Below are 20,508 nucleotides of genomic sequence, written 5' to 3' on the forward strand. Positions count from 1 at the left end.
TGATAAGTATTCAATCTCAGGCTCATTCTATTGAAATGGCGCGCGCGTTTCGTATTGCACGAGGCGCTCGTACCCATTGTGATGTGGTCCGGGTGACTCTGGATTATCACGGCCTGCAAAGTGAAGCAGAGTGCACCCCCTATCCCCGCTATGGCGAGTCGGTCACTTCAGTGCAGGAGCAGATCCGTCAGTTCAGCCGCACTATCCAACACTTGACGCCCAATGTGGCCAGACAAGATCTGCAACAACAACCCGCCGGCGCGGCACGCAATGCGCTCGATTGTGCGTTGTGGCGCCTCGAAGCAGCGCTGGCGGACAGCCACTTTCCGGCGCCGTATTTCGCGATTTCGCCCAACATAGAAACGGCCATGACGGTGTCCGTGGATACGCCATCCGCAATGGCTGAACAAGCCAGTGAGTATGTTGCAAGCGGCGCCTCATTACTAAAAATCAAGCTCGATGAACAGCAGATTATTGAACGTTTACAAGCGGTACGAGCTTCGGTACCGAGCACCAAAATCATTGTGGACGCGAATGAAGCCTGGACGCACCTCGATTTGGCAGATCTGTTTGTCAGGTTAGCCGAGCTGGACATCGCCATGATTGAGCAACCTGTGATGAAAGGTGAAGACGAGAGATTGAGGAATATCGCCCATCCGGTAGCTTTGTGCGCCGACGAAAGCTGCCACACGCGTGACGATTTGCCAGGGCTGACCGGCTGTTACGAAATGATCAACATTAAACTGGATAAGAGCGGTGGCCTGACTGAGGCTCTGGCGCTTGAGCAAGCAGCACGCGGTCTTGGTATGAGCATCATGGTGGGTTGTATGCTAGGGACGTCGATGGCAATGAAGGCCGTACTGCCACTGGCCACACGCGCCGAGATCGTTGATCTCGACGGGCCTGTGCTGCTTGGTCAGGATTGTGCTGACGGTCTGCAATACCATCGTGGACGGCTATGGATATAGTCAATATGACAGGGGGAAGCGCTCTATCTCCCCCGTTTCGACCTTATCTCTGGTTATAATGCCGAGAAAGGCCAGCGAGAAATTCGGTTGCCTCCAAGCACAAGAAGACACCCATCACACTTAAAGTCAGATTTACTGCGATTAGAATCAATAACAGCATCCATGTTCTGAATAGGACACTCATTTCCAATCAACCAACACATTTATTTCGAATAAAAATCAACCAGTTACCGTTTGACTGGCAATTCAGCCAAATCACCTAGAGGTTTAGGCAACATTAAACGCGTGCTTCCGCTAAAATCCTCAAACCAAATTGTGTGTCCGTCTTTCACTCTTATATGAAGCAACCAAAGTACGTTCCAGCTGGCTATAAACCTGTTCAGGAAGCGCCTCGCGCTCCATCATCCGGAGTCAGAATCGTCAATGAAAAACCTGCGCCCACACCGCAATATGAGTGCAACCTGAAAGTCTTATGTACCCCAGATGAACTGACCCCGCTTCAAGTAGGCACTTGGTCATTAGCCCGGACTGCTAACGAACCTGCCATCACCAAGTGGACTAAGACCGCAGACACTGACGGACACGCGCTGTTAACGGCGCGCTGCTTTGTACAAGAGCCAAAAACCCTCTATCACGAACAGTTTCAGAACGCGGGTCAGGCCGAACAGTACACCTTGCAACCTAACGGACAAAGTGCGGGTGTGAACAACGCGCAATTTTTGCCCGTCAAACTGGCCGTGCAGGTCGACGACTATTTGTGCTGGGTAACAAAGGGCTATTTTTATCACTTCATTGATGGCCACCTGAACAAAGAATACCGCCTGATGGGCGATGGGCGGTGGACGTTTCAAATCACCCGCTCCGACGCTCATCAGTTGAGCGATGAACTCCAGTCACCTCATCAGTTAGCCACGCTGCTGTTGCCTTACAAAGTGGAATCATCACCGGCCGTTCCGCAGCACTTGCTCTACCGTGGCACCAAACTAAACGCAGACACTCTTGCTACCATCGACACAAACTGGCTGGATACTCACGCAACCCGACTTGATATGGACAACGTTGCGGCCGTGCGTCAACACCGCTGCAAAAAGCGGGCGCGACCACAAAGTGACCAGTCAGTGAAAGCTGTCATCACTGAATATCAGGTTGGCTCGGCGTACCCATTTGGCGATATCTGGGGGCAGTACAGCAACCGCCAGGCTGCGGACAACGCCTTACATATCATGTACGCCTCGGTACCCGACAACTTGCCTGTGATTAACGTGGCCAAAATCGACGCAGTCCACTCCAACCGAATCCTGGCGGGTGATGAACGGACCATTGCGAACGCTCGGCCGCCTCAGATGATGAAAAAAGACACGCTGGAAGCAACAGGTTCGCCTGTCAAACCCGACGCTCTGCTCAAGGGTAATTTCGGCCAACAACCGGTCAGTTGTGATTTGCTCAACCGACAACTCAATACTCTGCACGCCAGTACCCGTCAGGATATTCAGGATGGCGGACAGCTGGTCTTTACCGGATTACAATTCAGCCACAATCACGGCACGCTCGGCGCATTGAAAATCGTCGATACGGCAGCCGGAGAAATACCAGACAACAACACATCGCAACTGGCCTACTGGGTTGCCCAAGGTAAGTTCCTGGATGTGCCTAAGCATCCGAATCCGCATCGGGACCCCCAATACATTTTCACGCCAAGTTTTAGCGGATGCTCCTTTGTTGTCGACGAGTGGGATGACAACACACTGCGGGTGTATCACGTTGAAGGCGGGAAAGAAAACACCCAATACAACAACCTGGCTGAGCATGGTAACGGTTTGCTGAACTACATGAGTTACCGAGACTATGGCTACTACCAGCATGGTGACAGCACCATTGAGAACATCACCGCATTTGCGTTCATGAAGTACAACGCCTCGGCACGAAAATGGGAAATCCATTATCAGCGGCAGGAACACGCTCCGGCAATACAGAATTATCAGATTCGCCCGAGAGTACTGAGATCAGAACAGCACTGGGCGCAAGTGCAGGCTGCGCCGGCTTCTCGAGTCGTCAGCACTGGCATCACAACGATAGAACGCGTGGCAAACTGATGTGACCCTGCGCGGACGCTCCGCGCAGGGTAGTTTGCACTCAAAGTAATACTTTCACCCGAGTGTCACGCGCCTCATAAACAAAATTAGAAACACTCTTATTCTCTGCAGAACTGTCCTGACTGATCTCGCCCAGTTCGGTTAACGTCTCAACACTGACGTTACCGTGGCGGTCCTTTTTGATCAGTGAGAACGAGCAACAAACACTGTAGAGAATTTCCGGCCGATAATAATTAAAACAACGCGCGTCCGCACGCTGCATTTTGGCTTCCGGCTTTCCGCTGTAGGCCATGGTTGCCTTAGAAAAACAATCCAGTAATGCTGGCATACCATCATTATCCCACTCAGGCGGTGCCGTCAGATCGTTCTCAGGCATCATCAATTTAAGCAGTGCATAATTGTCGCGCACTCCGTGCTGACCTGTTTTCCACTCATTGGGAGAGATCGCTGTCCCGGCATGCAAGGCGTAAAACTGCCGCCCTTTGACACCCGTGACCATGGTGCAGCCACTCAATGTTCCACCCGTCACAAGTATTTGCTGGCCCGGATCCAGTTCATCCAGGTCAATGCGTACGCCTGCCGCTCCGGTATAACCATTGTGCAACACAAGCACATCCAGCTCTTCGGGCAGTGGATTGTCATCCCAGAAATGAGTCACCCAAGCGTTCATTGATTTGTTGAACGACGTCATCTGTGTGCCATCACTGCACTCCAGTACATCCCGTTGGTCGCTGTCACTGAGACGCTCAGAGGCTTTTTCCGCGCTAAACTCTGCCCTTTGATCAATCCGCGAAAACCAAAACTTCGCTCGTGGTGCGCGTGGCGTTTTGAGGTAAAACGGCCCTCGTCCGGTCAATTGTGTCATCGAAACCTGCTCACCGGTGCTGTACCCCTCTCCGTCCCATTCTCCCACCATCACGACAGGCATACGTTGGTTCACAGAAGAATCCGTCTGAATGTGCACCAGCTCAGGAGCCAATTTCGGATGGCGATATTGGCCCCAGATATCCCCAAACGGATACACATGGCCAACTCGCAAGTGACCACTTGACGGAATATCTTCTTGTCGAACTTCTGTCGTCAACGGGCCATTGAACGCGGCAATGACAGCGTCCATATTCAGGCGAAGTCCATGCTGAGCCAACCATGAAGATGAGAGGCTGGCCCACTCTTCAGTGGAAAGTCGTTCACGGCGATACAGTAAATACTGCTCACCCGGCGAATGGTTCTCGATTCGATAGGGCAGCAAAAAATGCGAAAGATGGCGCTCGAACAGCGGACGCTCATCCAGCCCGCGTTCGTCCGAACAGAGCAACTGATAGCTCCAGCGACCTTCGCCTGCAATCTGGCATTCAGCCTGCAGCGCTCCATCAATAAAATGATAGAAGTAGCCTTGCGTTGGCCAGCCTGCGACACCGTCACGAAGCAAAGCCAGTTTAACGGGAACAAACTGTGCATTGATGTCAGACGAGCCTTTGGGGCGGGTCATGACCTCATACTGTTTGCCATAACCCGCCCCTCGAATCCACTCATACACTAACCTGCGACTGGCTTCTTTATGGCAAGACGCGGTCAGTAACGTGGTCCCGTCGTCTTGTGAGCTCACTTCCCAGTTGGCCAAAGGCGCAACCCCTTTTGTATTCGTCAGCAGTTTCCACTGACCTCGCCCTACACTGTACTGACTCAGTTCATCCTCAGCGGTATAGATTCTCAGTACGCACTGAAAGCGAGCACTCGGCTGAGGTTTTTCTCTGACCGTCTCCCTGGTTGGCAGACATTTAGACTGGGGTGTCTCTACCGGCGGATAATAAGCCGCGACAAATCGGGCTGCTGTTTTTTTGGTATTTGGCATCATTGACTCTCTACGTACGATGTTTTTTTCGCTCATCGTAATCAAGTAATGCCAACAGGGATGCTCAACAAAACGCATAAATACATAATTTCATTTCTTTTTAGTTATTTTTTGTCGACCGCCCATGCGCTACGCCCTTCCCGGTCTGAGGATAACCACCCTATCCATTCCAGTCTCATATTAAATTTATCTTTATTTTCAGTCAGATAAATTAATTTGGCATTTAAATTCTGTTCCTTAAGTCTTTCTTAAGTTTCGCCCGTTAACTTGATATTACTCACCAAATACGAGGGCACACGAATGAGAGACGACTGTTCCGCTTCATCACTCAATCTGGAAATCGTGGATCACCATCATGCGCTGTGGCCAGAGGTCACACAGCAAATCACTCGTCGTTATCAGCAAGCCTTTGATGCCAGACTGTGCTCATTTATGCCGGCTTTCATGGCACTGATGATGGACAACGAAATTAAATCTCTGTGCGGCTTTCGCATGGCACACAATGAGCCGCTGTTTCTGGAACAATATCTGGATGAACAGGCTGATGTGCTGTTGAGCCACACCTTTAACACCCATATCCAAAGGACACAGTTGATTGAGTTTGGTCAGTTGGCGTCGTTTACCAATGGCATTTCGCCACTGCACTTTTTGCTGATGACAGAAACCTTAGTCGAGCTAGGGTTTGAATGGTGCATTTTCACCGCTACCGACCCATTGCACGCGCTGATGCGGCGCTTAGGTTTGCGTCCGCAAGTGATAGCCGAAGCCGACCCAAGCCGCATTCCACAAGCAGGAACCATATGGGGAACCTATTACCAGCATCAACCACGCATTCTGGCGGGCAACCTGCAACAAGGGTTAACGCTACTGCGCGCCCAGCGTCAGGGTTTGACCAACAAAGTCATCGGAGGCTGATATGAACGCTATTCTCAATGCGCTGGCTCATCATGCCCGTCAGACTCCAGAAAAACTGGCCTTTTTTGGCCACGACGCACAGCAGAACCCGCACTCTCTGACTTACCAACAGCTGGCTGAGCAAGTCGATTGGGTAGCCGAACAACTGCGTCGTTTGGCACCTCAGTGCATCGCGCTACGCGCTGAAAACAGCCTTGACTGGGTCGTGGTGGATCTGGCAGCCATGCAAGCGGGTATTGCCATCGTGCCCGTACCGACGTTTTTCTCCGACACGCAAACCCAGCATACCTTACTGGCATCCGGTGCTGACCTGCTGATTGGTGACTGGCCAGGTCAGGGAGACGAGATTGAGGAACTCAGTCATCTGTCGGTGCGGCGTAATCCGTTCGCAGTTCACGCCGAACGCCTCGCCGGCACCAGCAAAATCACGTTTACTTCCGGCTCCACCGGCGCTCCTAAAGGGGTGTGCCTGAGCAATACTAACCTGACAAACGTCACGACAGCGCTGGCCGCAAAAAAGATGGACGCGCACCACAAAACACACTTGGTGCTACTGCCCCTTTCCACCTTGTTGGAAAACATCACTGGCATATACGTGCCTCTGCTTGCTGGCGTGACCAGTACGATTTTCTGTGGTCCTCATGTGGGACTGACCGGTTCCAGTCAGTTCGATGCCACTGCCCTGGCGTCAGCGCTGGCTAGGTACCAGCCGGCCAGCTTAGTGTTAACGCCCGCACTGCTGATGGCGCTGATCCATATCATTCAGGCACAACCTGTTCTGGCTAAGCCACTACGATTTGTGGCGGTCGGCGGAGCCCGGGTGGCCCCTGAACTGATGCAAACTGCGCATCAATTGTCCATTCCGGCCTATGAAGGTTATGGCCTGTCGGAATGCGCATCTGTTGTCAGCCTCAATACCCCGCATGCATTTCGACCCGGCAGTTGCGGTCAGGTACTGGAGCATGTCGAGATCCGTGTTGATAAGAGCGGAGAGCTGCTGGTACGAGGCAATATCGCACTCGGATACCTTGGCGAGCCCTTTCAGCAGACCTGGCTACCGACCGGCGATTTAGCCGCCATTGATACCGACGGCTTTGTACATCTGATGGGCCGAAAGAAAAATCAAATCATCACCAGTTACGGACGCAACATTTCTCCGGAATGGATTGAATCCCAGGCTCAGATCTTCCTTCCCGGCAGCACCTTGATTGTCACCGGCGATGCCGAAGCAAGTTTGACCGCGGTGACTACTCGACAGCCGTCACTGGAAGAGAAAATCGTTCAGCTGAATGCCACATTGCCAGATTATGCCCGCATTGGACGTCTGATCGTGGTCAATGACCTGCGCCAGCGGCCAGATTGGTTTACTGACAACGGACGCCCGAAACGACAACACATTGAAGCCTGGGTGAAACAACTGGCGCCGGTAACCCCTCAACCAAATATTGAAATCCGTACACTCGCTAACAGGAGCAGAAAATGAGTTCATTCTTTCAGACCTTAAAACTGGAAACCCAACCGGCACAACAGACCATGCTTCAGGCGCCCGTATTTGAAGCGTGTGCCCGCGGAGAAATAAGCCGTGAGATGTACATCGCGTTTCTGACTCAGGCGTTCCATCACGTCAAACATACCGTGCCTCTGTTAATGGCATGCGGAGGACAGCTGGACGCTCAGCACGAATGGGTACGTGAAGCATTAGCGGAGTACATCGATGAAGAGAAAGGCCATCACGAATGGATCCTGAATGACATCCGAGCCTGTGGCGGGGACGCCGAGGGCGTGCGACAAAGTCGCAGCGAGGGCAAAGCGGGAACCGCCATTGAGCTGATGGTCGCCTACCTCTACCACCAGATTGACCGCCACAACCCGATGGCACTGTTTGGCATGGTATGGGTATTGGAAGGCACCAGTGTCGGGGTCGGCGGACAGATGGCCTCGCTGGTAAGAGCCACGCTCAATCTGCCCGACGAGGCGATGAGTTACCTGACGTCACACAGCGAATTGGATCAAGGCCACATCCGCTTTTTCGAAACACTCATGGATAACGTCACGGATCCAGCGGACCAACAGGCCATCATCGACTCCGCTAATATGGTCTTTCACCTCTACGGCCAGATGCTGCGTGACTTGTCAGCCACGACCGTTCAGCAAGCCGCATGAGGAGTTGCACATGCAGATAGACAACAGCCACATCCTGCTCACCGGGGCATCAGGCGGCATTGGTCGTGCGATCGCGCATAAGCTGGCCACCAAAGGCGCTCATTTGCTACTGGTCGCCCGCAACGCGGAAAAACTGGCTCAGTTGCAGGCAGAATTGCCTCATCCAGAGCGACACGACTGCCTCAGCGCTGATCTGGCGAGTGCAGAAGGCTTGGAGACGCTGCGTCAAAGAGCGCAACAAGATCTTCAGGACAACCAACGTATCAGCGCCGTGATCAACAATGCCGGCAGCAATCAGTTTCGCTTTCTGGCTCAGCGCAGCAGCGACTCCATCGAGCAGGAAATCCGCCTCAATCTGCTTACCCCGATATGGATAACGCAGAGCGCTTTGGCTTGGCTGAGCCGCCCCGGCATTATTCTAAACATCGGTTCGACGTTCGGATCGATTGGCTATCCAGGTTACGCCAGCTACTGTGCAGCCAAAGCCGGGGTGCATCGCTTCAGCGAAGCCATGGACAGAGAGCTGGACGGAGCTGGCGTCCGGGTTCTCTATCTGGCTCCCCGGGCAACCAACACCGAATTGAACAGTGTCGTGGTCAATCAGATGAATCAGCAGTTGGGTAACCACAGTGACGCACCGGAGGTGGTAGCTTCACATGTCATCGCCATGCTTGAAAAAGAGCATACGGCCAAGTGGATCGGCTGGCCGGAAAAATTGTTTGCTCGCATCAATCAAGTGTTGCCCGGCATCGTGACCAACGCGATTCGCAAGCAACAATCCACCATTCACCATTACATCAATCAAATCAGCAAACAGTGAGGGAACAACATGAAAACATGGTTAATGATCAGCGGCGTACTGAGTGTCCCCGCCCTGAGCAACAACGCCTTTGCGTCCGACAACGCTCTGAACAACATTCAACAGGAATGGGCACATTGCCAATATGAAGTGCAAGACAGCGACAAACAGCAGACCTGTTTTGAGATCGCCATAATGCACACTTCTCAGGCACTCAACCTCAAGCCTAACAACCCTGACCTCACTGTATGGATGGCCATTAACAAAGCGTCGCTGGCCGGTGCTAAAGGTGGATTAGGGGCATTATCTTTGGCGAAAGAATCAAAACGCTTACTCGAACAAGTCATTGATACAGCGCCCAAAACACTCGATGGGTCTGCCTACACCAGCTTAGGTTCGCTATACTACAAAGTACCCGGCTGGCCAATCGGGTTTGGCGATGACGACAAAGCCGAGGCCATGCTGAAAAAAGCACTCGAAATTAACCCCGATGGTATCGATCCGAACTATTTCTATGGTGATTTTCTGGCTGAAGACGGGCGCAAACAGGAAGCAATCAAATACCTGACCAAAGCGCAGCGCGCTGCCCCACGTCCGGATCGTCCGTTAGCCGATCAGGGGCGTCAGCAAGAGATTACCGCACGACTGGAGAGTCTCAAATAAACATGCGTTTGTTACTGGTTGAAGATGATGCCCTGCTGGGGCAATCCATGGTGACGTCGCTCAGCCGCCATGGGTACACGGTGGACTGGGTTCAGCAAGGCAGCGGCGTCACTGTGACGCTGAAAATGGAGCAATTTACCGCAGTGATCCTTGATCTGACCCTACCGGATATCGACGGTCTGGAGGTACTGCGCCAGATACGTACTGCAGGATACGATCTTCCCGTGATGATCCTCACCGCCAGAGACGACATCAATGATCGGGTCAAAGGGCTCGACGGTGGCGCAGATGAATACATCGGCAAACCCTTCGCTCTGGAGGAGTTGCTCGCCCGATTGCGCGTCTTGATCCGTCGCCAGTCAGGCAGTGCCAACGAGGTGATTCAGGTCGGTCCGCTGACATTGTCGCTATCAGAGCAAACCATCAAAAGCGCAGACTCTCCCCTAAAACTGACACGCAACGAATACAAGATCCTCGCCAACCTGATGACCAACGCAGGCCGGGTGATGAGCAAAGAGCAACTGCAACAATCTCTGCACGGTTGGGATGAAGGCAGCAGTGACAACGCCATCGAAGTTCACATTCACAACGTACGTAAAAAGGTGCCGGACAAAATGATCAAAAACATCCGTGGCGTGGGGTACATCATTGAAAAATAAAGCTGTTTTTTCAATCAAACGTCGCCTGACCGGATCCGTGATCCTGCTGGCGCTGGCGTTGGTGATATTGTCGCTGTATTACAGCTTTCAGGCAGCCCGGCATGAAATCAAAGAAGTGTATGATGCGCGTTTGGGTCAAACGGCCAAACTGCTGTTACTCACCACCTCGGTCTCTGCCACGACTTTGACTGATGAGGCCCACCAGCATCAGTTTGATCAATGGATGAACAGTATCCGGCGTTTGTCCGCCGCCGACGATGACAAAGACACGACTTACGGTCACCCCTACGAACAAAATATTCTGTTTCAGTTTTATCAGCACGATCGGTTGCTGTGGAGCTCTAACAAGCAAGTCGGCCCACTTAGCCCAGCACCGACGTTTGCCGGCTTTGGCAACCGGGATATCGAAGGTGAGCAGTGGCGCTTCTTTCAGTTGCACGCAACCGCGGATGAGTATGTGGTTGTTGCGGAGAAACACAGCATTCGTCAGGAGATGATTGATGAAATCGCTTTGTCCACCGCTCTGCCTCAGTTGATTCTGATCCCGGCCTTGATGGCGCTGCTGATATTTTTGATCGACAAAAACTTTCGACCGATTTCTGAGCTGCGGTCAGCCATCGCCCAACGCAGTGCCCACAAACTTGACCGAATCTACGTGGCAAACCAGACCCTGGAGTTGTCACCCTTGGTGGATACCTTAAACGAGTTGTTGGAGCAATTGGAACAGGCGTGGCAACGGGAGAAACGCTTTACCCGCATGGCCGCCCATGAACTCAAAACCCCGTTAACCATTCTAAGGTTGAACGCAGAAAATGCCATCAACAGTGAAACTCGCCATCAGTTAGAGCAGGATTTGGATAACATTCTCAAAGGGATTGATCGTACTGACCGGATGCTGCATCAGTTGCTGACGCTGGCGAAAGTGGAAAGCATCACCAATGTACACAAACAGCCCTGTGAGCTGAAAACGCTGCTGCAAAGCGTGGTCGCCGATTTAGCTCCTCTGGCATTGCGTCATCACCAAACCCTCAGTCTGGAGGGCGACAACGTCACCATCGACGGGGACGAAGTGCTGCTGGGCATTTTGTTCCGCAATCTGGTCGACAACGCCATCCGCTATTCCGGTGATCACAGTGTGATTGATGTCGTGATTAAACAACACGCCGACGGTATTGATGTGACGGTGTCGGATAACGGGGCCAATCTAAGCGATGAAACCAGAGATAAGCTGTTTGACAACTTCTATCGCGCCAATACGGAAAAGGGCGATGGTGCCGGTCTCGGCATGTCGATTACTCGAGATATCGCGCAATTGCACAACGCCAGCATTACCCTGCTGCCGCGCACGCAAGACAAGAACACCTTTCGGATAAGATTCAGCCAGGCTTAAACATCCAATCCATTTCATAGGGAAGAGCTCTGACAATGCGCCGTCAGAGCACCTCGACATCACACAGCGTGTCTTCAAGGAGAAAAAAGGCTTTACCTCAAGTTAACTTTAGGTATTAAAGTATCTGCCGACCTCAAATACTCTACGGAGAATAACAATGAAAGACAAAACCCTTCCCTATCTTTGTGGGCGGTTCTTCGACGGCATCAGTTCTGGCTTATTCATGATGGCCCTCCCCTGGATCATGCTCAAACAACCCAATATGGGGGCGTTTGTTGCCCTCACTGCTCTCGCCTGTACTGCGGTCTCGTTTGTCCTTACGCCTTTTTTCTCCACTCTGACTGACCGCCATTCACGTAAAAACCTGCTGATTATGGTTCAGATTATTCAGTCTTCCACCGCATTTACCGTACTCGTGGCCTACTGGTTTGACGCAGGCAGTATCTGGCTACTGGCGGCCGCACAGTTATTGTTTTGGGTCAGCAGTAATATGGCCTGGAATGCCAACAATGCCTTCACTCAAGAAAACTACGCCAAACACGAGTACGCGCGCATTTCCGGCTATCAGGAAATTGTCTTGCAGGGCACCACGTTGGGCGCGGGCGCGATTGGGGTCATTCTACTGGAAATGTGGGGCGTGGTGGAATTTGCTCTGTTTGCCGCCGTGGCTTCCACCATTTCCGCCATCAGTTACGTGCTCACGCCCTATCACCGTCAACTGCGAGAGTCGACCAAAACACCGTTCATGGCCCAACTGGCCGAAAGCAAAATGATTTTCCGCCGCCAGCCGACATTCTACGCTTTTTTGCTGGTTTCGTGCCTCTCGTATCCGGTTCTGACTTACCTTGGTAAGCTGGTGCCGATCTGGTTTGCAGAACAGAATGTCTCCGGCAGTTGGGTGGCCGGGTATAACATTGCGTTTGGTCTTGGCTCACTCATGACCGGTCTGCTGGTCTCCCGTATCCTGACGCTGTTCCCACATCAGAAAATTATGCAATATTCTATGGTTATTTTGGGGGTGTTACTGCTAGCGATGAGCGGTTTCATGCAGCCTGTCTACATCATCATGCTGACGCTCGGGTTTGGCTTCTTTAACGCCCTCAACCGGATCGCACGGACCAACTGGATGCACCACACCATCTCTATCCAGCAGCGCGGCCGGGTTGATGGTGGCCTGGCGATGTTTGCCACTTCGGTGCAAAGTCTGAGCTACATTTTGATTGCTTTCCTTGCCGATGTAGGTGCCACCGATCTTGGCTTTGTGATCATTGGTGCTATCGTACTCACGGCCAGCCTTTACATGCTGCTCATCGGGCATCGGCTGGAAAAACAGCTCCATTTGATCCCTGCCTGAGCCACGATTTCGCCAGGCTTCGGCCTGGCAAAATCTCACTAAATTGAATACAGCCGCATAATTTGCGAAAAATAATGCAGTCCAAAGTTGTAAATATTCCTGTTTTTAGTTTTATAAATCATGCATCATATTGATGAATCTGTCCCAAGGATCCGTACAGATAAGGTTTATGGATGAACCCTTTATGACGAAGATGCGCATGACGCCATATCTTCGTCTATGATCCTGATAACACAATCTTTTCTGGAATTACGGTGAGCGAAGCAAACGTCAGAAGACTTCAACAACTCCTGGCCCGGTATGAGCCGGGCAAAGCGTATGATTTAGTTATTGAAGATCTTGAGGCCACGCTCTCAACGTCCCGCCGTAACATCTCCAACATCATGAAATCGCTCTCTGAGTTAGGTTGGGTCAACTGGAGCCCTTCTGTCGGCCGGGGAAAAACCAGCAAACTCACCGTTGTTCGTGACGTCAACGAAGCACTGATTGAGCTGATCACATCCGAACTGCAAAGTGGTCGTTTCACGCTGATCACTCGGCTGCTGGAAAGCTATGGCAGCATGGCGGTAACGGCGCTGTCGATCGCCACCGAATGCCAGAGCAACAAAAACCAGTCCGACGATCATCTGCTGATCGCACAATACCCCTGGGTTGATGTGCTCGACCCCGTCAGTACCTACAGGCTGGCGGAAATGCAGGTCATTAAAAGTATCTATGCAACCCTATTGCGGCAGGGTGACGACGGCGAAATTTATTCCTGCATTGCACATACCTGGGAGATGACCGGGAACACCATCACACTGTGGATTCGCCCCGACGTCATTTGCCACGACGGACAAAACCTCACTGCTGACGATGTGGTGTATTGCATTCAACGTTTGTGTCAGGTCGACGGACCGGTTCAGCACTTGTTTGAACAGGTCAAAGAGGCCAAAGTGAGTGGTTTACGCCAGGTCTCCCTGACGCTGGCGTACCCCAATCCCTTGTTTTTGTATGCTCTGTGCTCCAGCAATGCCTCCATCTATCGCAAACGCAGCGTCCACTTCTCCGCGAGCCACGCGGCTTTTGTCGGCAGCGGGCCTTTTGCGATTGCCAGCTGGGATAACGAGCAGCTGACACTGAAACGTCACCATCAGTTTTTCTGTCGCCGGGCGCTGCTGGAAAGCATCACGCTTTCCAGTAACGGCGATCTTGCTGAGCAATACCTGAGCTTCAATGATCATGAGGGCGAGAAAGAATCATTTGTCATCAATGCATTAAGTTATCTGACGGCCAACTACCGAGCCGGAGCGGATATCTCTCCAACAACTTTGTCTCAATTGATGGCCTTTATCGATCAGCAACGCCGTCATCACGATCCGGATAATGCCGTTATCGGGCTGAATTTTTCTCCGGCAATCACACCAGATACCCCCAGCGATATCCCTCAACTGAGTGGCAGACTGGTCTTAACTCAGCCTCCGCTGACGCTGCCCATCCTCAAGGAGATCGCTCAGTGGCTGCATCACACCATTCGTCTGACCGGTCTGACGCTGGAGATACTCGATCTGAACAACATCAGCGACCCCAGCACCGTCAGAGAACAGGCAGATATGCTGTTCATTGAAGAGATCATTGAACAACCTTATGAGTTCGGTTTGTATGAGTGGTTGCTGATTTCTTCCGGGCTGCGTTTCGCATACAGCGACGAGGAACGCCGGGATCACGAACGTCGGGTACAGCAGGCGCTGGCCAGTTCTTATCCACAAGCAGCGCTGGAAACAATTGAGCAAGATCTTTACCAGAGCTATCGTTTTTTGCCGCTGTTCAACGGCCGCGAAGAAGTCTACCGCACTGTGGAGGTTCAGGGTATCGATATCCGGAAAACCGGCTACAGCGAGTTCTTCAAATTGTGGATCGCTCATAACCGCTAAATTCCTCCATAACGAGGAAAGTACGGCGCCTTCCTCGTCACACATTTCTCCACTCAAATCCTCTCTCTTGCACCAAATTTGTGAAAACATGTCATTTTGATTACATGACTAATAATTACATGACAAATTAAATAAAATTTTAATATTCATTAAAAACAAATAGTTAATACAAAATTACCGCTTAAAGTCACTTTGACAACTTGATCAACTCAATCAGTTATGTATCCTTTAAATGCAAATTTAATTCGAACTCTAATGAATTTTAAACAATATGTGGTACACAATGATCACGTCAGCACCCTGGGTAATGTACCCAGAAATTAAAACCAAGGAAGAACCCACCTGGCTGTTTCGCATGCCAGACAAGCATGATGGAGAGAGAGTTCACCAGTTGATTGCGTCCTGCCCACCGCTGGATGTCAACTCAGCATATTGCAACTTCCTCCAGGCATCGCATTTCAGACGCACCTGTGTGGTGGCCGAGAAAGGTGGCGATATTGGCGGATTTGTTTCCGGCTATCTCAAGCCAGGAAACGACAAAGAATTATTTATCTGGCAGGTCGCTGTTTCGCCGCGTTATCGCGGACAGGGCCTGGCCTTAAGAATGCTAAACCAACTGCTGGAACGCGAATCAGTCGAGCAGGTTGAGGTGATAGAAACCACCATCACTGAAGACAACCAAAGCTCCTGGGGTCTGTTTAAGAAACTGGATCGGGCCAATGGCGATCAAGGTAAAGTCACGACTTTCCTTGATGAAGACGAACACTTTGCAGGCAAACACGATACTGAGTATCTGTATCGCATTCCACTGACAAACTCTTAACTCACTAAAGGAAAAGAAAAGGTCCACAATGGATATTTTTAATCAGCAAGAGTCAAATGTACGCTCATACGCTAACAGTTTTCCAACCGTATTTACCTCAGCGAAAGGCAGCTGGTTGTACAACAACCAAGGCCAGCGCTATCTTGATTTTCTGGCTGGCGCCGGTTCGCTGAACTATGGACACAATAACGCTATCCTCAAGCAGGTACTTCTGGACTACATCGACAGCGATGGTCTGACCCACGGTCTGGACATGCACTCTGCTGCCAAAGAGGAATTCCTTACTGCGTTTACCCAATACATCCTGAAGCCGCGTAACCTGGATTACAAGCTGCAGTTTACTGGCCCGACAGGTACTAATGCGGTCGAGGCCGCTTTGAAACTGGCGCGCAAGGTCACTCAGCGTACCAACGTTGTGACTTTCACTAACGGTTTCCACGGCTGTACCACGGGTGCTTTATCTGCTACCGGTAACCAACACCACCGTGGCGGTGCGGGCATGCCTCTGTCGGGCATGAGTCGTTTGCCTTTTGAAGGTTATGCCGGCATTGATGGTCTGCAACTGTTTGAAACCATGTTGAACGATAATTCAAGTGGTCTGGACAAACCGGCAGCAGTGCTGCTGGAAACCGTTCAGGGTGAAGGCGGCTTGAATGCAGCCTCGAACGAATGGCTTCAGCGCCTGAACAAACTCTGTAAAGAACACGACATTCTGATGATCGTCGATGACATTCAGGCAGGTTGTGGCCGAACGGGTACCTTCTTCAGCTTTGAGCCTGCGGACATCGAACCAGACATCGTCACGTTGTCGAAATCCATCAGTGGTTACGGCCTGCCGATGGCGCTGGTACTGCTGAAACCGGATTTGGATATCTGGCTACCCGGCGAGCACAACGGTACATTCCGTGGCAACAACCATGCATTTGTAACGGCGACGAAAACCATCGAAACGTACTGGACCAATGATGAGTTTGAAAAACACATCGCCGAGCGAGCATCGCAGGTTACCCGTGCATTGCAGCGCACACTGCGTAAATACCCGAGCTTGTTCAGCCGCCTGAAGGGTCGCGGCATGATGCAAGGAATCGAGTGTAGCCGTGGCGAAATCGCTTCCGCCATTGCGCGCGAGTGTTTCGAAAATGGCATGATCATTGAAACCGCCGGCCCAGACGACGAAGTCGTGAAGTTCTTCTGTCCGCTGACCATCAGCGAGTCAGAACTTGAACAGGGTCTGCATATTTTTGAGCAGGCGGTCGACACTATCGCCCCTCAACTCACCCGTAAAGCGTCTTAAGGAGTAAAAGATGATCGTAAGAACCCTGGAAGAATGTCAAAACAGTGAACGTCGCGTGGTAGCAGACAACTGGGAAAGTGTCCGCATGCTGCTGAAAGACGACAAAATGGGTTTCTCATTTCACATCACGACGATCTATGCGGGAACCAATACGCACATCCACTATAAAAACCACCTGGAGTCGGTGTACTGCATGTCCGGCAGTGGCGAAATAGAAGTGATTGGCGATAAAACCTATCCAATCGAACCGGGTACGCTCTACATTCTGGACAAGCATGATGAGCATTACCTCCGCGCATTTGACGGTGGTGACATGGTCATGGCTTGCGTCTTCAACCCGCCGATTACCGGTGCCGAAACACACGACGAAAACGGTGTATACCCACTAGTGGAATAACCTCTTATCAGGGGCGAAAGCCCCTTTTTATTTGAACGAGAACACAATACAACCAAGGACTCAATGATGACTATTACCGTAGAGAAAATCGGCGGTACCTCCATGTCTGCATTCGATGCAGTGATCGACAACATTATTCTGAAACCAGAATCTCCCTACAACCGCGTGTTCGTGGTTTCCGCCTACGGCGGCATTACCGACGGCCTGCTGGAGTGTAAGCGTTCCGGTAAACCTGGGGTTTACCAGATGATCGCCAAACGGGATGAGGACTGGCATCAGTCGATGGCCGATCTTGAGCAGCGTATGTTGATGATCAACGAGAACTTGTTTGCCGATCCCATGAATCGTATCCGCGCGGATAAATTCATCCGTGCTCGCATCAGCGAAGCGACCAACTGCGTCGAGAACATTCTCGATACTTGTCAGTATAGCCAGTTTACCTTGCGCCAGTACTTGCCCCAGATTCGTGAATTTCTGGCATCACTTGGCGAAGTTCACAGTGCCTATAACCTGGCACTGAAACTGAAAACACTTGGCATTAACGCCAAATTTGTGGATTTATCCGGTTGGGAAAATCAGTTCGAGGGCGATCTCGATGAAGTCATCGCTGACGCGATGAAAGACATCGACTGCACCAATCAGTTACCGATCGTTACGGGTTATGCGTATTGTAAAGCGGGCCTGATGAAAACCTATGATCGTGGCTACAGTGAAATGACGTTCAGCCGGATCGCGTGCCTGATGGACGCCGAGCAAGCAATCATTCACAAAGAATACCACCTGAGCAGTGCAGATCCGCGTATCGTCGGACCGGAAAATGTTCACCCAATGGGACAGACTAACTTTGACGTTGCTGACCAGCTGGCCAACCTGGGAATGGAGGCTATTCACCCGAATGCGGCCTCAGGATTGCGTCAGAAAGACATCCCGTTACGGGTTAAAAATACCTTTGAACCGGACCACCCGGGCACACTGATTTCGACCAAGTTTAAGCCAAATAGCGACAAGATCGAGATCATCGCCGGTAAAAGCAAAGTCTTTGCGCTGCATATCTTTGATCAGGGCATGGTGGGAGCAGTCGACAATGTCAGTTACGACATGATGGAGATGATCTCCGACGCTCGAGTAAAACTGGTGAGCAAAGAGATGAACGCGAACTCGATCACTTACTACCTGAGTGGTAACACCAAAAGTCTCAATGAGTTGCTCTATCAGGCAGAAAAACGCTTCCCACAAGCCGCTATCACCGGCTCTATGGTTGCGCTGATCGCCGTCATCGGTGCCTACATCAATACTAACGAGGTGCTGAGCAAAGGCGTCCTGGCTCTGACAGGCCAGAGTATTTCGCCAATTGCTGTCCACTCTTCTATGCGTAACGTCAGCGTTCAGTTTGTGGTGGATGACGACAAGTACGAAAGCAGTATTTGTGCCTTGCACGACACGTTCTGCGGCGAACATTACGAGCGCCAGACAAAAGTCGCATAGTCGACAAACCATTAAACAACAGGGCCGACTGGCCCTGTTGTCTTTTCCTCACCATCCCGCTTTTCTCTTATCTAACCGCCCGTTACACCTACCCCTTTAGGGTTATTTTTATTCCGAGAACGTTATCTTGGTTACACTTTAACCACACTATTTTTGTGGCTTATACATGCCACTTATAGAATAGAAACGGAAAGTAAAGCAGTCGCCATAGAAAACAACTTTGCAGCAACGTACTGCATCCCTGTGAACGAGGTTCATTATGGAATTTGAACGGTTGACTAACAGGCCCGGGACACTTTGGTTGGTGGTGGTTCTGGCAATGATTACACTGGTTTTATCTTCTCATGTGGCCGCGCAACCTAAAGCGCTGGTCATGAAACCTTTTGAGCAGCTCAGCGCCGAAAGCAAAGAATGCGCTGCATGTCATAAAGACGAAAACCCGTCTTTGTACGCGCAATGGGGCCGCTCGAAGCACTACGGTGCCAACGTAGGTTGCTACGAATGCCACCAAGCTTCACCGAAGGATCCTGACGCCATTAAGCACCAGGGGTTTGACATTGCTGTAATTGTCTCGCCTAAAGACTGCGGCAGTTGCCATACTCAGGAAGTCTCTGAGTTTTCCGCCAGTCACCATGCCAATGCAGGTAAAATCATCGGCTCACTGGATAATTTCCTTGCAGAAGTGGTTGAGGGATCGTTGAGCTTTAATGGTGCGTCTCCCGCAGCGGTCAATGGATGCTGGCAGTGCCATGGCTCAGAGGTCAAAGTACTTGAGAACGGCGATCTCGACCCGGCCACCTGGCCCAACACCGGGATCGGACGCATCAATCCAGACGGCTCCCTGGGTGCCTGTAGTGCCTGCCACCAGCGTCACGAATTCGACATGGTACAAGCACGCCGTCCGGAAGCGTGCGGAAAATGCCATTTGGGCCCAGATCATCCACAAAAAGAGATCTACGAAGAGTCCAAACACGGAATTAACTTCTTCGCGCATGTGGATCGCATGAACATGGACTCCGCCAAATGGATCGTCGGCGAAGATTACGACGCCGCACCAACCTGTGCCACCTGCCATATGTCCGCGACGCGAGAGCTGCCTGTGACACACGATGTCGGCAACCGGATTTCCTGGACACTGCGCCCGGCTGTGTCGGAAAAAATCGATGCAAAAGACAAAGCCATGGGTGTTGCAACGAAATCGTGGCAGGACCGCCGTGCCGATATGCAGAACGTTTGTGAGTCCTGCCATACCAAGTCGATGGTAGATAACTTCTATCAACAGTTCGATTCACTGGTCAATTTGTACAACGACAAATTCGCTAAGCCAGGGAAAGCCCTGATGGCCACATTGCAACAAGAAGGCATGCTGACAGAAACCGGATTTGACGAAGAAATTGAATGGACCTGGTTCTACCTTTGGCACCACGAAGGCCGTCGCGCACGCCATGGCGCAGCGATGCAGGCTCCGGACTACGTGCAATGGCATGGCCTGTATGAGGTCGCCGAGCGTTTCTACATCGAAATGGTGCCTCAGTACTTGGAAACCGTCGAGAAAGCCGAACACGCTGGTAATATCGAAGGCGCCAAACGAGCAAGAAAAGTGCTGGAAGAGATCCTGGAACGCCCGGAACACGCATGGTTCAGTGGCAAGGAGCCGGAATCAGTGAAGCGTGTCCGCAAAGAAGCGCAAGCGGCCTTTAAAGCCCGCTATCTGGATGAAAGCAACTAACAACTCCGGAA

At 51.5% G+C, this 20,508-nt stretch carries 17 protein-coding genes; 16 read left to right on the forward strand and 1 reads right to left on the reverse strand.

Annotated features, from left to right (window positions below; translation table 11 throughout):
• Window positions 1-2: 2 nt before the first annotated feature.
• Both ycjG and CAG64_RS14130 read left to right on the forward strand, forming a co-directional pair.
• A complete protein-coding gene (gene ycjG, locus CAG64_RS14125; RefSeq protein ID WP_161457266.1) occupies window positions 3-968 on the forward strand; it encodes an L-Ala-D/L-Glu epimerase in 966 nt (321 codons plus the stop codon).
• A gap of 338 nt (window positions 969-1,306) precedes the next feature.
• Entirely contained in the window at window positions 1,307-3,061 is a 1,755-nt protein-coding gene (locus tag CAG64_RS14130) for a hypothetical protein (protein WP_052035761.1), read from the forward strand.
• A gap of 40 nt (window positions 3,062-3,101) precedes the next feature.
• On the opposite strand, the gene CAG64_RS14135 is transcribed toward CAG64_RS14130, so the two are convergent.
• Window positions 3,102-4,913, reverse strand: coding sequence for a cytotoxic necrotizing factor Rho-activating domain-containing protein (locus CAG64_RS14135; RefSeq protein ID WP_161457261.1), 1,812 nt, complete (start codon window positions 4,911-4,913; stop codon window positions 3,102-3,104).
• A 300-nt stretch (window positions 4,914-5,213) separates the two neighbouring features.
• Here CAG64_RS14135 and CAG64_RS14140 point away from each other — a divergent pair, with 300 nt between their 5' ends.
• From CAG64_RS14140 to CAG64_RS14205, 14 genes are all read left to right on the forward strand, one after another.
• A complete protein-coding gene (locus CAG64_RS14140) occupies window positions 5,214-5,828 on the forward strand; it encodes a thermostable hemolysin (protein ID WP_021706133.1) in 615 nt (204 codons plus the stop codon).
• A gap of 1 nt (window position 5,829) precedes the next feature.
• Window positions 5,830-7,311 carry an AMP-binding protein gene (locus CAG64_RS14145; RefSeq protein WP_161457262.1) on the forward strand — a complete coding sequence of 494 codons (1,482 nt, stop codon included), beginning with the start codon at window positions 5,830-5,832 and terminating at the stop codon, window positions 7,309-7,311.
• Entirely contained in the window at window positions 7,308-7,991 is a 684-nt protein-coding gene (locus CAG64_RS14150; protein ID WP_161489325.1) for a TenA family transcriptional regulator, read from the forward strand. Before CAG64_RS14145 ends, CAG64_RS14150 begins: the two co-directional genes overlap by 4 nt.
• A gap of 10 nt (window positions 7,992-8,001) precedes the next feature.
• Window positions 8,002-8,811, forward strand: coding sequence for an SDR family oxidoreductase (locus CAG64_RS14155; RefSeq protein WP_161457263.1), 810 nt, complete (start codon window positions 8,002-8,004; stop codon window positions 8,809-8,811).
• Between the two features lie 9 nt (window positions 8,812-8,820).
• Complete coding sequence (locus CAG64_RS14160; RefSeq protein WP_021706129.1) at window positions 8,821-9,453, forward strand: tetratricopeptide repeat protein; 633 nt, start codon at window positions 8,821-8,823, stop codon at window positions 9,451-9,453.
• Window positions 9,454-9,455: 2 nt separating this feature from the next.
• Window positions 9,456-10,112: a response regulator gene (locus tag CAG64_RS14165; protein ID WP_161452662.1), complete on the forward strand. Its 657-nt coding sequence runs from the start codon at window positions 9,456-9,458 to the stop codon at window positions 10,110-10,112.
• Window positions 10,102-11,502, forward strand: coding sequence for an ATP-binding protein (locus CAG64_RS14170; RefSeq protein ID WP_161452664.1), 1,401 nt, complete (start codon window positions 10,102-10,104; stop codon window positions 11,500-11,502). The genes CAG64_RS14165 and CAG64_RS14170 overlap by 11 nt, the downstream gene beginning before the upstream one ends.
• A 157-nt stretch (window positions 11,503-11,659) precedes the next feature.
• Window positions 11,660-12,856, forward strand: coding sequence for an MFS transporter (locus tag CAG64_RS14175; RefSeq protein ID WP_161448704.1), 1,197 nt, complete (start codon window positions 11,660-11,662; stop codon window positions 12,854-12,856).
• 254 nt (window positions 12,857-13,110) lie between these two features.
• Window positions 13,111-14,769 (forward strand): ABC transporter substrate-binding protein, encoded by a 1,659-nt coding sequence (locus tag CAG64_RS14180; RefSeq protein WP_161448700.1) that lies wholly within the window; start codon window positions 13,111-13,113, stop codon window positions 14,767-14,769.
• A gap of 271 nt (window positions 14,770-15,040) precedes the next feature.
• Window positions 15,041-15,592, forward strand: coding sequence for a diaminobutyrate acetyltransferase (ectA, locus tag CAG64_RS14185; protein WP_021706124.1), 552 nt, complete (start codon window positions 15,041-15,043; stop codon window positions 15,590-15,592).
• Between the two features lie 28 nt (window positions 15,593-15,620).
• Window positions 15,621-16,886: a diaminobutyrate--2-oxoglutarate transaminase gene (gene ectB, locus CAG64_RS14190; RefSeq protein ID WP_161452666.1), complete on the forward strand. Its 1,266-nt coding sequence runs from the start codon at window positions 15,621-15,623 to the stop codon at window positions 16,884-16,886.
• A gap of 10 nt (window positions 16,887-16,896) precedes the next feature.
• The gene (locus CAG64_RS14195) at window positions 16,897-17,283 is read left to right on the forward strand and encodes an ectoine synthase (protein WP_161488547.1); all 387 of its coding nucleotides are present in this window, start codon (window positions 16,897-16,899) and stop codon (window positions 17,281-17,283) included.
• A 66-nt stretch (window positions 17,284-17,349) separates the two neighbouring features.
• A complete protein-coding gene (locus CAG64_RS14200) occupies window positions 17,350-18,768 on the forward strand; it encodes an aspartate kinase (protein WP_021706121.1) in 1,419 nt (472 codons plus the stop codon).
• 259 nt (window positions 18,769-19,027) lie between these two features.
• Window positions 19,028-20,497 (forward strand): multiheme c-type cytochrome, encoded by a 1,470-nt coding sequence (locus CAG64_RS14205; RefSeq protein ID WP_161488546.1) that lies wholly within the window; start codon window positions 19,028-19,030, stop codon window positions 20,495-20,497.
• The last annotated feature ends 11 nt before the right edge of the window (window positions 20,498-20,508 follow it).

Source organism: Vibrio sp. V38_P2S17PM301, assembly GCF_009904845.1.
GTDB lineage: Bacteria > Pseudomonadota > Gammaproteobacteria > Enterobacterales > Vibrionaceae > Vibrio > Vibrio proteolyticus.

Bases quoted from the DNA above. Each gene is read 5' to 3' on its own strand.
- CAG64_RS14205 (WP_161488546.1), top strand. From the start codon at position 19,028: ATGGAATTTGAACGGTTGACTAACAGGCCCGGGACACTTTGGTTGGTG.
- CAG64_RS14130 (WP_052035761.1), top strand. From the start codon at position 1,307: ATGAAGCAACCAAAGTACGTTCCAGCTGGCTATAAACCTGTTCAGGAA.
- CAG64_RS14165 (WP_161452662.1), top strand. From the start codon at position 9,456: ATGCGTTTGTTACTGGTTGAAGATGATGCCCTGCTGGGGCAATCCATG.
- ectA (WP_021706124.1), top strand. From the start codon at position 15,041: ATGTGGTACACAATGATCACGTCAGCACCCTGGGTAATGTACCCAGAA.
- CAG64_RS14155 (WP_161457263.1), top strand. From the start codon at position 8,002: ATGCAGATAGACAACAGCCACATCCTGCTCACCGGGGCATCAGGCGGC.
- CAG64_RS14160 (WP_021706129.1), top strand. From the start codon at position 8,821: ATGAAAACATGGTTAATGATCAGCGGCGTACTGAGTGTCCCCGCCCTG.
- CAG64_RS14175 (WP_161448704.1), top strand. From the start codon at position 11,660: ATGAAAGACAAAACCCTTCCCTATCTTTGTGGGCGGTTCTTCGACGGC.
- CAG64_RS14140 (WP_021706133.1), top strand. From the start codon at position 5,214: ATGAGAGACGACTGTTCCGCTTCATCACTCAATCTGGAAATCGTGGAT.
- CAG64_RS14145 (WP_161457262.1), top strand. From the start codon at position 5,830: ATGAACGCTATTCTCAATGCGCTGGCTCATCATGCCCGTCAGACTCCA.
- CAG64_RS14195 (WP_161488547.1), top strand. From the start codon at position 16,897: ATGATCGTAAGAACCCTGGAAGAATGTCAAAACAGTGAACGTCGCGTG.
- CAG64_RS14135 (WP_161457261.1), bottom strand. From the start codon at position 4,913: ATGCCAAATACCAAAAAAACAGCAGCCCGATTTGTCGCGGCTTATTAT.
- CAG64_RS14150 (WP_161489325.1), top strand. From the start codon at position 7,308: ATGAGTTCATTCTTTCAGACCTTAAAACTGGAAACCCAACCGGCACAA.
- ectB (WP_161452666.1), top strand. From the start codon at position 15,621: ATGGATATTTTTAATCAGCAAGAGTCAAATGTACGCTCATACGCTAAC.
- CAG64_RS14200 (WP_021706121.1), top strand. From the start codon at position 17,350: ATGACTATTACCGTAGAGAAAATCGGCGGTACCTCCATGTCTGCATTC.